Origin of the sequence: Shewanella sp. MM_2022_3, from assembly GCF_022557375.1 — a bacterium.
In the GTDB taxonomy this organism is placed as follows: domain Bacteria; phylum Pseudomonadota; class Gammaproteobacteria; order Enterobacterales; family Shewanellaceae; genus Shewanella; species Shewanella xiamenensis.
Map to the genome: position 1 here is coordinate 15,194 of NZ_JAKZGV010000013.1, position 12,791 is coordinate 27,984.

13 protein-coding genes are annotated in these 12,791 nt (G+C 44.5%); 2 read left to right on the forward strand and 11 right to left on the reverse strand.

All coding sequences use genetic code 11. From position 1 onward, the window contains the following. Positions 1-92: 92 nt before the first annotated feature. Both MMG82_RS09590 and MMG82_RS09595 read right to left on the reverse strand, forming a co-directional pair. Positions 93-1,196 (reverse strand): response regulator, encoded by a 1,104-nt coding sequence (locus MMG82_RS09590; protein WP_037424734.1) that lies wholly within the window; start codon positions 1,194-1,196, stop codon positions 93-95. 120 nt (positions 1,197-1,316) lie between these two features. Next, positions 1,317-2,102 carry a VacJ family lipoprotein gene (locus MMG82_RS09595; RefSeq protein ID WP_037424736.1) on the reverse strand — a complete coding sequence of 262 codons (786 nt, stop codon included), beginning with the start codon at positions 2,100-2,102 and terminating at the stop codon, positions 1,317-1,319. Between the two features lie 220 nt (positions 2,103-2,322). Here MMG82_RS09595 and MMG82_RS09600 point away from each other — a divergent pair, with 220 nt between their 5' ends. Together MMG82_RS09600 and MMG82_RS09605 are read left to right on the forward strand one after the other, a co-directional pair. Next, the gene (locus tag MMG82_RS09600) at positions 2,323-4,323 is read left to right on the forward strand and encodes a flagellar hook-length control protein FliK (RefSeq protein WP_241406801.1); all 2,001 of its coding nucleotides are present in this window, start codon (positions 2,323-2,325) and stop codon (positions 4,321-4,323) included. 15 nt (positions 4,324-4,338) lie between these two features. Further along, complete coding sequence (locus MMG82_RS09605; RefSeq protein WP_037420403.1) at positions 4,339-4,647, forward strand: EscU/YscU/HrcU family type III secretion system export apparatus switch protein; 309 nt, start codon at positions 4,339-4,341, stop codon at positions 4,645-4,647. Positions 4,648-4,742: 95 nt separating this feature from the next. Here the strand turns inward: MMG82_RS09605 and MMG82_RS09610 are convergent, their stop codons facing one another. The 9 genes from MMG82_RS09610 to cheY all read right to left on the reverse strand — a co-directional run bounded on the left by MMG82_RS09610 (position 4,743) and on the right by cheY (position 12,753). Further along, positions 4,743-5,141 carry a DUF2802 domain-containing protein gene (locus tag MMG82_RS09610; protein ID WP_037420401.1) on the reverse strand — a complete coding sequence of 133 codons (399 nt, stop codon included), beginning with the start codon at positions 5,139-5,141 and terminating at the stop codon, positions 4,743-4,745. Positions 5,142-5,294: 153 nt separating this feature from the next. Then, complete coding sequence (locus MMG82_RS09615; protein ID WP_011073088.1) at positions 5,295-5,789, reverse strand: chemotaxis protein CheW; 495 nt, start codon at positions 5,787-5,789, stop codon at positions 5,295-5,297. A gap of 7 nt (positions 5,790-5,796) precedes the next feature. Then, positions 5,797-6,777: a chemotaxis protein CheW gene (locus MMG82_RS09620; RefSeq protein WP_241406802.1), complete on the reverse strand. Its 981-nt coding sequence runs from the start codon at positions 6,775-6,777 to the stop codon at positions 5,797-5,799. Next, positions 6,761-7,552, reverse strand: a complete 792-nt coding sequence (locus tag MMG82_RS09625) for a ParA family protein (protein WP_037420395.1) — start codon at positions 7,550-7,552, stop codon at positions 6,761-6,763. Before MMG82_RS09625 ends, MMG82_RS09620 begins: the two co-directional genes overlap by 17 nt. 64 nt (positions 7,553-7,616) lie before the next feature. Then, positions 7,617-8,111 carry a membrane anchored protein in chemotaxis locus gene (locus tag MMG82_RS09630; protein WP_109277579.1) on the reverse strand — a complete coding sequence of 165 codons (495 nt, stop codon included), beginning with the start codon at positions 8,109-8,111 and terminating at the stop codon, positions 7,617-7,619. 37 nt (positions 8,112-8,148) lie between these two features. After that, positions 8,149-9,273, reverse strand: a complete 1,125-nt coding sequence (locus MMG82_RS09635; RefSeq protein ID WP_047537078.1) for a chemotaxis response regulator protein-glutamate methylesterase — start codon at positions 9,271-9,273, stop codon at positions 8,149-8,151. Between the two features lie 20 nt (positions 9,274-9,293). Next, positions 9,294-11,603: a chemotaxis protein CheA gene (locus MMG82_RS09640; RefSeq protein ID WP_173944675.1), complete on the reverse strand. Its 2,310-nt coding sequence runs from the start codon at positions 11,601-11,603 to the stop codon at positions 9,294-9,296. Positions 11,604-11,618: 15 nt separating this feature from the next. Then, on the reverse strand, positions 11,619-12,356 hold the full coding sequence (locus tag MMG82_RS09645) for a protein phosphatase CheZ (RefSeq protein ID WP_037420388.1): 738 nt from the start codon (positions 12,354-12,356) through the stop codon (positions 11,619-11,621). Between the two features lie 13 nt (positions 12,357-12,369). Beyond that, a complete protein-coding gene (cheY, locus tag MMG82_RS09650) occupies positions 12,370-12,753 on the reverse strand; it encodes a chemotaxis response regulator CheY (RefSeq protein ID WP_007649667.1) in 384 nt (127 codons plus the stop codon). Positions 12,754-12,791: the final 38 nt, after the last annotated feature.

Consider the following 12,791-nt stretch of genomic DNA (forward strand, 5'->3'; position numbering starts at 1 on the left):
GTTCTAGGTGCTAGGTGCTAGAGTCTAGGCTTCTCGAGCTACGCAATGGCCTAGCTGTAGCGCTTTTGGCTGCGTCCTAGCATCTTATCTTCTTATAAACTTAATTGAATAAAACCACCCGCAGGCAAGTTTGAATTGTAGACTAATCCTTTAAATTGATTATCTAATAACTGCTGCTTATGTTCAGGCTCATTGGTTGCGATACAAAGTTGCTCCTGGGGCAGAATCGTTCGAAACTGAACACTCGGTTTACCCCAATCTAATACCCCTAGTGGTAAACTTTCTGAAATAGCCAATGGACTTAAGCCTTTGTCATTACGCAAATAGCACCTCAGTCCCTTGCCTGCTAGGGCAATGGCTGCACGATAACGAGTTAATTCGATTGCGACATAAACAATATCTACTGTGATATCCAAACCGGACTTTACCAAACGCTCATTCAAGTAGCTCAGCATATTGAACGGCTCGATAATGGTTTTACTCTGACCACTTCGATAACTTTTCAGCTTTTGGTTGACAAAACTGCGTAGCAAAACACAAGCAAACGCCGCGCGATTGTCTTCGGGATAGAGGTGGGCCATATACATAATCAAATGATCACTGCCCACCATTGTTGAGTCAATAAAGTAGCTACTGATATCACTGCTTTTAAATAAGCTGTAATCAACTTTGGCGGCGGGATAACTGATATTTGAAGCAGGGAAAAGTTGCTGCTGAACTTGCTTAGCCGCTTCAACACTTTGTTCTAATAAGGCTAAATTATCATTCAACTCTTGGTGAGATAAAGCATCAAAGTCTGCCTGAGTAATATCATCGGGATGATTTCGCTGCAGCCCTTGTTGAATGGCTTGCTCGATAATAAAGAGATCAGCAACAGGTTTAACCAAATAATCACTCGCACCGATGCGCAGCGCCTCGACGACATCCGCCATAACATTGTTACCTGAAATAACAATAGAAGGCACTAATGGCTCTAACCTGCTCATTTCCTTAAGCATATCTAAGCCACCAAGCTTTGGCATACTCAAATCGGCAAGTATGATATCGAAACGTTGTTGCTTGAAATGAATCAGCCCCTGCTCTCCATCGCCAGCCTGCACTACCTGTGCACCGCGACCATTTAGAAAGGTAGCAACGATTTGCCTGAATACTGGGTCATCTTCAACCCACAGAATTGAAACACCATTTAACGCCATAAAGATTCCCGCATAACGTTTACTGCAACAGCAATCATTCAATGATGACATGGGAAGAATCATTTATACGGCATGGGCTTGGCTGCATATTCATGCCTGCAGCCAAGTTAGCGCATGAGCTTACTCAAGTTCCTGCATGTACTGGTCGAGTAACTCATCATCTTCTTGTTTTTGAGGAACATTGCCATCATAGACCTTATAGTCCATGTGTTGTAAGTACGCATCTTTCACGAAGGCATAGGGATCGAGCGCATTATCAACAAGTCTTTCCTGGTCAATTGCCGAGGCTCTAGCATGTAAGCTTTTAAGGCCCCATTTAACCACGGATTGCCACACTGTGAGTTCAGATAGTGGAAAGTATAGACCATCAACCCAATCTGATGCGAGTTCACGAACAACATATGGACCAGCAAAGGGTGCCATAAAATAGGGACCATTAGGTACACCGTAATAGCCCAACACTTCGTTAAACTCGTCCTGCTTACGTGGCATTCCCATCATATCAGCCACATCAATAACGCCTAGTAACCCTATCGTCGTGTTAACCGTAAAACGACCACCCGCATTCGCCGCCCAACCCCATTTGCCTTGCAATAAGTTGTTTACCACGCTGCTGGGTTCTTCCAAGTTTTGCACAAAGTTATTAATCCCTGTTTTAGCAGGCAACGGGATATAATCGTTATAACCATGTGCAACGGGCCGGTATAGGTACCTATCGAGAAACAGATAGTTAAAGTCCCACATGGCGCGGTTGAACCCTTCAAAGGGATCTCTTGGATCTTCGTAAGTAATTTTTACAGCTGAAGCCCCGTCCTTTGGAGTGTTATCGGGTACGGCTACCTCTGCGCCATAAACCTTGGGCAGTAATGCAAAGCCTAAAAGTACCCCTATCCATTTCAACTTCATATTGCTCTCTTAAATAAATGTACTGCCGAGTTCACGAGTTTTCGTTAAAGTTACCATCAACAAGTGACGATAAAAGATTAGTCATCCGAGTCGTATACTAAGTATGACAGACAAAATGCCACTGACTTTACAAAGCGCATAAGCATACTTGGCAAAACAGTTTGGTCAATTGTTAATTTTTTAAATAACGCACCGCGAGTTATTCCAACAAAGGTTTAGTATGGAGTCGATTCCACTTAGTCAGATTACCAACGCACCATTAATCACTTCAGGGACTCAGAACACTGCCCTGAGCACCAATGCGCGTCCTATTCCCGCTGAAGTCCAACTATCTCCTGAAGGCGATAGTATTATTCTAAACGGTACAGAATATAATTTAAAGCTCGTTAATGCTCAGCAACGCCAAGCATTAATTATTGCTAGTCAATTTTTAGTCAATCAAGTCGTGAATAGCCCCTCTGAATCGAGTGCTATGACCCAAACCTCGCAACTGATTGCCTTGGGTTCGACAGTCAACCTTAAGCTCCCAGAAGCGATCACATTACTTGCACAACAAAATGGGATTTCAGAGACAAAATTATACGCTCTCTCTGCCCGCCCACAGGGCTACCCCCTCCCTAATGTCATTGTTACTGCAAAAGAATTCCAATTTACTAATGGAACTGTTGTGCCACAGGATCCAGGAACACGACTTAATGCGGGTGAATATCAAGCAAAAATTACCCTTTTACAAGGGAAACCTATTTTAGTGTTGACCCCAATACTGAGCAAACTCGAAATCCAAATTGGCGCTCCGATAAATGAAACTCAGCTTCCCATTATTGACAAGCAAGCGAGTCATGTTGTGATAAGCAAAATGGAACCCGTTCAGATTATTGCGAGTTTTTTACGGAAACTTGAGGGCTTAGTCCCCCAAACGGATAGCACTGCTGCAAAAGTGAATACGTCTAGCACCCAAGGTGGATCAATTTCCGACATAAAAATATCCCAGACTCAAACGGGTTCTATTGCGGATGAAGTGACATCCGTAAAAAACTCACCATCCAAGATTGCTATTAGCGTCAATTTACAATCCACCACAGAAGCAAAGCTGACGACAGGACAAACTACCAATCAACAAATTGATCCCAAAACGGCTATTCCTGAACCTAAGGCACTGACTAAAGATGCAAGCGCATCGGATGTAAAAAATACCGTAACGGTGTCAACTGCTTTGCAAAGTCAACATGCAAAATCGGACTTTAGCAGCTTACAGACTAAACCACAGGTCCCCGCTAATGAGTTAGCGATGACCAAAAATTTGTCCGGTAATGAAACACAGCTAAATCTTAAAACCCCATCAGACTCGTTAGGTGCTGACAAACAAAATAAGCTCAACGAAGCCAATATCAATGTTAATCAAGTGCTTCAAAAAGCCTTTACCAAGGCCGGTGCTCTCCCCATCGAGCAGATGGTCTCTCGAGCTAGCACAAACTTAGCTGCCGAGCTGTTAAAACATTTGCCTCATCTAGGCCCACATCCTTTAGGTCAATTAAGCGATCCAAACGAACTAAAAGACAGCATCCTTGGTCTCGCAACCTTAAATTTAGCAACGCCGCAGCTCGCTCAAGCCTCAATGCTATTCAATGCGGGAGCCATTAGCTCATTGTTTCAGTTGTTATTGGGGTTTAGGGCAAATAATGCCAATAGTAAAATGAGTGCTAAATTGGCCGATTACTTAGAGCAACTCCAAACTAGAATCGGATTATCTAACCACCAGCTGGGACAATTTAGTAAAGCTGGCGGCCTAGAAAGCATGGTACAACTAGCTTCAAGCCTACAGCTTTATCAACAAGCCAGTAGTGAAAATAATGGTAATTTAGTGTGGTTTTTTGCCCTTCCCTATGGGATTAATCAACGTCATGAACAATTAGAAGGTAAATTCGAGCGAGAAGCCGATAGCGATGAACAGCAACATCATAAAGGCTGGAATTTACAATTGAAGTTTAATCTCGCCCAGGGTCCATTACTGATATCGGCACGTTTTCACCAACAAGTACTAGATATTCAGTTCAAAGGTGACAGTCAGTCATTACTTCGCCGAGTAGATAACTTTCTGGCTCCACTGGGACAAAAACTATCGCAATTAGGATTTACACCGGGTGAATTATCCACCCAATTAGCACCAGTTCCAGCAACGTTGCTGCCTGGTGATCATTTTCTTGTGAAAACAAGAGCATAATTAAAGAGTCTATCTATGGCGGAAGAATACAAAACCCAGCAAGCAGTTGCCTTGAGTTATGACGGAAAACATGCGCCTAAAGTAGTCGCATCGGGTGAAGGGCTAATCGCTGACGAAATTATCGCTCTAGCAAAGGCCTCAGGCGTTTATATTCACCAAGATCCGCACCTGAGTAACTTTCTTCGATTGCTTGAATTAGGCGAAGAAATTCCAAGAGAACTGTATCTGCTTATCGCCGAATTAATCGCATTTGTGTATATGTTGGACGGAAAATTCCCAGAACAATGGAACAATATGCATAAGAAGATTGTTGATAAGGCTTAAAGCAAAAGTGGCTAGCTCCTAGAGCCACAACGTGGCGTTCTAGAGCAGCACTTTGCTGCGGCCGAGAGTCACGAAGTGCGTCCCAAATTATTCACCTATTTACGGTGTAAACGAATTAACAACTCAGCTTCAGCTTTAGGCAATTCACACTCTTTGATTAGCTCATCTACACCAGCTCCGAGGGCCACCATCTTCATCGCACGTGTATAAAGCTTTGCTTGGGGATCCTGTTGAGTAGATTCTTCAATGCGTTCAGATTGTTGATGTAAGCGTTTTTCAAGCTCAATCACACGACGTCCCATACCAATGGTACCGCTTCGAAGCTCCTGCATTTCACGCTTAAAGCCCTCGCGCTGACGATCGCCCTCTTTCACTAATACGGTTAACGCTTCAACTTTACTGCGCAACTTACTTAATTGTTTCTGAAGGTAAAGAACTAAACCTAAACACGCAATCACATAAACTAAGGCTGCGATTAAAAATTCATCGCCCATTCATCATCCCTACGCATCACAATCAGCTGAAATCAGCACCGACTCATCAAGTGGCATTCTAAAACTAAAAGAGTAAATTAAAGCCAAATGAATCGTTCGCATAACAAAAAGCAAAGCGGCAGATAGACACTATCTGCCGCCTCCGATGAATATTTAGAGTTGATTTAACTCAGCCCACTCTTCATCAGATAATAGTTTGTCTAAATCAACTAAGATCAACAACTCATTATCACGATTGCTGACGCCTTGAATAAACTTCGCACTCTCTTCTGTACCAACGTTAGGCGCGTTATCAATTTCAGAACGGCGTAAGTAAACGACTTCAGCAACACTATCGACCAAAATACCAATGACTTGCTTTTCTGCCTCGATGATCACGATACGTGTCGAATCATCCACTTCTGCTGATTGCAACCCAAAACGTGAGCGGGTATCAATAACAGTAACCACATTACCGCGTAAATTGATAATCCCTAAAACATAGTGTGGTGCACCAGGTACGGGAGCAATTTCGGTATAACGCAGCACTTCTTGCACTTGCATGACATTAATACCATAAGTTTCGTTGTCTAACTTAAAGGTAACCCACTGCAATACTGCATCATCTTTACTTGCAGCCACGGCTGCGACATTTCTTGTATCTTTCATGTTTACCTCAACCAATGGAGTCCTGACAGCCTAAACCCGCATCAAGCATTTCAACTAAGGCTTGTACGTGCAAAATGCCACACATTTGTTCTTTAACCACACCAGCTAGCCAAGGACGTTTCCCTGCTTTGCTGCGCCAATTTACTTGCGATTTGGTAATTTTTACTGCATTAAGCAGGGACTCACAAGCTAATCCCCAATTACTGCCCTCTAATAATACAAGATATTGATAATTTACCGATTGCGCCAGTTTATCTGTGTATTTTTCTGGCATAACCCATGCACAGGTATCCACTAGATTTAACTGTTCTTCTCGATGAGTTTGTACACCAAGGAACCAAGAAGGACGGCCAATAATATGATTAATCCGTTCTACTTTGACGATACCACCGAGACTGACTAATGGAACCGCTAACGTCAACCCAGCTACCTTAAAGAATAGTACTTGAAACTCATCATCGAGTACTTCTTGCAGATCTTTTGTCACACTTGGAGGCGCAAAGCCGACTTGGGTGTCGGGCACAGTCGATAAGTTATCGACTTGCGTCGGCGCAACATTCGCAGTCTCATCAACATCAGCCACCGTTATTGCTACAGGTTGCTTGGGTGCTGGTAAAGGTTGCTCGATAACCTCAGTTGGCTTATCAACAACTGTAGCTTCCGCTTTTAGGACTGGCGCAAGCAGGCGCTCTAGCGACTGTTTATTCACTAACGGCTCAGCACTTTCCTTAGAGGAGACAGTAACAATGCTTTTTGCCCGAATAGGTTGTACTTCAGGCTCTAGAGTAGCTTTAACATCCGCTTTAGACCGCTCATGCTCTGCCAAAATGGCATTATTGAGCTGCTGAGTTTCCGTTTTTTTACTGCTATCAAAAGCGGTCGCAACATTTTCTTGAGATTTAATGGGGGAAGCACCAAAGGCACTATCGTCTTCGTGCAATAATAATTCAAAAAAATCAAAAACAGTTTCATCAACCGATTTTGACATGGCCAAACTCCCCAGCTAAAAGAAAATCTAATAATCTTTCATAGGCCTTTACACCACGACAACCGCTTGCATAATGGGAGGCGGGTAAATGCGCTAAACTTGCGTCTCTAAACTTAGTATCTACAGGAATAACATCACGCCATAGACTCTCACCATACTGTTCACTCAACACCTGCAACGCAGCAGGAGATGCCTTAGTACGCTTATCAAACATGGTTGGGACTACGGTATAACTGTAACGAGTCTTCTTTGACCGCCCCATGATTTCCATAGTTTTGACCATGCGCTCAAGCCCTTTAATCGCTAAGAACTCTGTTTGCACAGGAATGACAATATGTTGGCTCGCGGCTAACGCATTCACCATCAGCACACCTAAGACAGGCGGGCAGTCGACGATGGCAACATCATATTCATCAGCAACAAGGGCAAGCAAATTACGCAAGACAAGTCCCATGCCTTCTTGATGGCCTAAAGCTCTATCCAGTGTTGCTAGCGCCATAGTCGACGGTAATAAATCTAAACCATCCACCAAAGTTGGTACGATATGCGATTTAACTAGCTCTTTTGTAAGATGATTGTGCGCAACAAATACATCAAAAAGAGAACCTGGCACCTCTTCTGAGTCAACCCCAAGGTAGTAACCGAGTGAAGCATGAGGATCGGTATCAATCATCAAGACGCGCTTACCCCGTTTAGCGAGTGCTCCCGCTAAACTTGCTACCGAAGTGGTTTTACCGACCCCACCTTTTTGATTCGCTATGGTCCAGACTTTCAAAGCACTGACCTCTTAAATGTTGATTCTGTGCCATTTATAAGTGGAATGATCGCGGCCCACCACGTTACTCTTCTTCCCTTGTCGTGACTCTTATGCCACCGTTAGGCAGACTTATCACCTTAACACCGTCGGCATTTTCCGAAATCACCACAGGAACTTGAGTCGACTCCTGTCGAACCTCTGTTGTCAATGCTGCTTCATTTTGCAAACGCAAAGAGACTGATGATTCAGCAGGTGACTGAGAGGATAACTGTTGTTTATCCATCTCAGGCACTTTTTCAAGTAAAGGCGGAATATTATTACCATCCGCCGCTGGCATTTCAGGCCCAAGAGTCACTGCATTATGTTCACCAGGCGCCACCATTTTTAGCATAGCCTTAGTTTGTTCTGGGTGTGTGGCAAGCCAATCAGCAATGACCTTAGCTTGCTCATCAGGCACCATGAGCACGACTTGGGTCGATGCTAAGCGTTTAACATCAGCAAGCAATTTTATGTTTTTTCGATGATAATCGAAACTTAAGGCACCAAGACAAACGATCGTCATCATCATTAGCACCATAATAAGCACAATATTTGTGCTTATCTGTGACTTGCTGCTAGCCACGTGCAGACTCTTTTAAAATCGACTCAGCCATGTGCTCCAATGAAATGGATTGAGTGGCAATACCCGCACTGGCCACTGCTTGAGGCATACCATAAACGACGCAACTCGCTTCATCCTGCGCCCAAATGGTCGCACCGGCAGCTTTAAGCATGCGTGCTCCTTCTCGGCCGTCAGCTCCCATTCCAGTTAACACTACAGCAAGCACATCTCCACCGTAGGCTTTTGAGGCTGAAGCAAAAGTGATATCGACACAAGGCTTATAATTCATTTCAGCACTACCAGCGAGCACTTTTATTCGGCCTGTGACGCCTGTACGCTCTACCATCATCTGCATTCCACCTGGCGCTAGATACGCACAACCTGGACGCAAAATATCGCCATTTGCCGCTTCTTTTACCTCGATTTTACATAAACCATTTAAACGATTTGCAAATGCTGGGGTAAAAGCGGCTGGCATGTGTTGGATCAGCAAAATAGGGTGCGGATAATTTGCTGGAAACTGAGTCAAAATTTTCTGTAAGGCGACAGGCCCCCCCGTCGACGTACCAATTAACAATAATTTGTATTGCTTACCACTAGCACGAATAGACGATACAGATGACGTGCGCACTGGCGCAGGTGCACTTTGAACAGGAGTGGCCACATTCCCTAATACCGAGCCAGAGCTTGGTCTTGGGGTAATTGGGGCAACGCTAGGACGCGCCACTGGACGGAAAATTCGACGACGACCAAGAGCCTTGACTCTTTGCTGCAATAACAAAATCGCTTCATCTTTATTGGTCGCGATATCTTCAAAACGTTTAGGTAAAAAATCTAACGCACCCGCATCTAGGGCGTCTAAGGTGGCCTTAGCGCCATCATGGGTTAATGATGAAAACATCAGAATCGGGGTTGGACACTTTGCCATGATTTCACGGACGGCGGTGATACCGTCCATGACAGGCATTTCAATGTCCATAGTGATTACTTGGGGATTAAGCTCAGCAGCCATCTTCACCGCTTCAGCCCCGTTAGCAGCCGTCGCGATCACTTCCAGTTCAGGATCTTGATTGACTATTTCACTAACACGTCGTCTAAAAAAGCTTGAGTCATCAACGACTAATACTTTAATGGCCATTCCATTCCTTAACTTGGGAACTAACTTTTATTTTTCGCATAATGCTTTAATAACCCAGGAACATCCAAAATGAGCGCAATACCACCATCGGATGTAATCGTTGCCCCAGCCATACCTGGCGTACCGTGCAACAAGGCTCCCAGTGGCTTAATCACCACCTCTTCTTGGCCAATCAATGCATCCACAACAAAACCGATCTGCATCATACCTAACTGCACTATCACAACATGACCATGTTTCTTGTCACCATGTTTGAAGGTAGTTTTATTTCTATGCAACCAATGCTCTAGATAGAAGAGCGGCACGGCCTTGTTGCGAACGATGACAGTGAGTTGTCCGTCAACAATGTTGGTTTTGGTAAGATCGAGATGAAAAATCTCATTAACACTGGATAAAGGTAATGCAAAAACTTGTTTCGCAACATCAACCATAAGCGTTGGCATAATTGCCAAGGTTAACGGCACTTTAATCTCAAGTATGGTGCCTTTGCCTTTCATCGAGTCAATATGCACAGTACCGTTGAGTTGGGTGATACGGGTTTTAACCACGTCCATCCCCACGCCACGACCAGAGATATCTGAAATCTCGACCTTAGTCGAAAAGCCTGGGGCAAAGATCAAGTTATAAGCTTCATTGTCCGTCATACGCGCAGCGGAATCTTCATCCAGCACGCCACGTTTAATGGCAATTTGTTTTAACTTTTCGGGATCCATACCTGCGCCATCATCTTCGATTTTTAGCAGAATATGGTCACCCTCTTGGCTTGCCGATAGAGTAATCGTCCCCGTTCTGGGTTTACCAGAGGCTTCACGGTCATTTGGCATTTCAATACCATGGTCGACCGAGTTACGAACCAAGTGCACTAAAGGATCCGCAAGCGCCTCAACCAAGTTTTTATCAAGGTCAGTTTCTTCACCGACCAACACTAAATCAATTTCTTTATTGAGCGTACGGGCTAAATCACGAACAACGCGAGGGAAACGGCCAAAAACCTTTTTGATAGGCTGCATACGGGTTTTCATGACCGCACCTTGCAAGTCAGCAGTCACTAAATCTAGATTCGCGAGTGCCTTAGACATCTCTTCGTCATCACGACTAATGCCCAAACTTACCAAACGGTTACGTACTAATACCAGCTCTCCCACCATATTCATGATTTGGTCGAGTCGTGCAGTATCTACGCGAACGGTCGTTTCACCTTGAGGAACATTTGCTGATGCGGCAGCGGCCGCTTTAACAGGAGCCTTCTCGGCGAGCGCAACTTCGGCCTGAGGTTTAACTGCTGGAGGTGTTACCGGAGTAACACTGGCTTTAGGCACAGCAGGAGCCGCAGCAGATGTGGCAGGAGTGGGAGTCGGTTTCGCAGATTCCACTTTTGCAACAGCTTTGGCTGGTGCCCCACCTTTTCCATGAAGTTCGTCGAGTAAACGCTCAAATTCATCGTCAGTAATTTCGTCTGAATCGACAGCAACAGCAGTTGGTGTTGGTGTTGACACTGGCACAGCAACAGTTTCAACCTTAGGCTGAGGTGATATAGGTGTATCTACTTTGCCATTAAATTTTCCTGAACCATGAAGCTCATCAAGCAGGGCTTCAAACTCATCGTCAGTGATATCATCACCCGAGCTGGTAGCTTGTTGTACTTTGGGCTTGGCTGTATTTGATACAGAGGGAGTTGACGCAGTGGGTACTGCCACAGCATCAGCATTAGTAGTGTTAGTCACACCGGGACCTTTTCCACTACCGTGCAGTGCATCAAGCAAAGCCTCAAACTCCGCTTCATTAATCTCATCAATACTTGAGTTTGAAGAACTCACAGCCTCAACAGGCATCTCTTCAACTGCGACAACGTCAACAACAGTTTCAATAACGGGCTCGGGTTCGGGCTCAGCAATAGATTCAGGCTCTGACGCAGTTTGTCCTAATTCTGACGGCAGAGGCTCACCAGAACTAAGTAACTTTAACTTTGCAAGTAATGCAGCATCAGCAGGATCTTGTTGCTCTCCCTGCTGGGTTTGAGCAAACATGGTGTTAATCGCATCAACAGCCTGAAGAATAATATCCATTAATTCTGCTGTGACACTGCGCTTGCCAGTACGCAATAAATCGAATGTGTTTTCTGCCTCATGGCAGACATCAACCATGGGAGTCAAACTTAGGAAACCTGCGCCGCCCTTTACGGTGTGAAACCCCCTAAAAATGGCATTTAGCAAGTCAGTATCATCAGGATTATTCTCAAGGGCAACAAGCTGCTCTTGAAGCAACTCTAATATTTCCCCCGCCTCGATTAAAAAGTCCTGGAGTATCTCTTCATCTACATCAAAGGCCATCAAATTGACTCCCAGTTAGAAACCCAGACTCGATAGCAGATCATCCACTTCGTCTTGACCTGTTACTACATCTTGACGAAGCTCGGCATTCATTATCGGCCCTTCAGCTTCAATATTATTTTTCTGAGTAATCTGACTCTCAATTATTGGCTGCTCACCAAACACCGTCAGCATAGACACCAGATTACTTTCAACTTCCATCACTAGATCGATTACCCTGCGGATCATTTGTCCAGTCAGGTCTTGAAAATCCTGCGCCATCAATATTTGGTTGAGCAATTCGCGTAATCGGTTTGAGTCCAATTCACTTCGCGACATCAAATGCTGAACGTTATGGCAAAGCACCTTAAAATCACTGAGGGCAATTTCACGACGCATTAATTTGTCCCACGATGGCATCACTTGTTGGATGTTCGCGGTTAATGCATTCGCTAACGGCAAGCACTCCTCAACAGCATCCATAGTCTTATTTGCAGCTTGTTCAGTCATGTCAATGACATAACTTAGCCGTTCCTTAGCATCGGGTATTTCTGTATTGGCTAACTCAACTAACCGATTATCGATTTGGAAATCCATAAGAGCGCTATGCAATTGGCGAGTGAGTTTGCCTACCTCATCAAAAAGTTCCCTCTGAAGAGGAGCTGCCAGTTCTCTTAATAAATCATCAGCTTGATTTTGTTCATTCGCGCTTAACAGTTCGACTAAACGCTGAGCATGCTCGAGCGTGATGAGCCCTGATGTATGTGACTTCATAGCTCATCCCTGCTTAAGCGAGTCGTTCGAATATTTTATCTAGCTTCTCTTTCAATGTTGCTGCGGTAAAAGGCTTTACCACATACCCATTCACACCCGCTTGTGCAGCAGCAATAATTTGTTCACGTTTTGCCTCGGCAGTGACCATTAATACCGGTAGATGCTTCAAGGAGTCATCGGCCCTAATGGCTTTAAGTAAATCGATACCCTGCATGCCTGGCATATTCCAGTCTGTAACGACAAAATCAAAATCGCCTTTTTGCAACATTGGCAAGGCGGTTGAGCCATCGTCCGCTTCCTGGGTGTTGTTAAAGCCCAAGTCTCGCAACAAGTTCTTGATGATACGTCTCATTGTCGAAAAGTCATCAACGATGAGAATCTTCATATTCTTGTCCAAGGTTTCCTCCGGTGAGCTGACATTCAGTGCTCAATTAA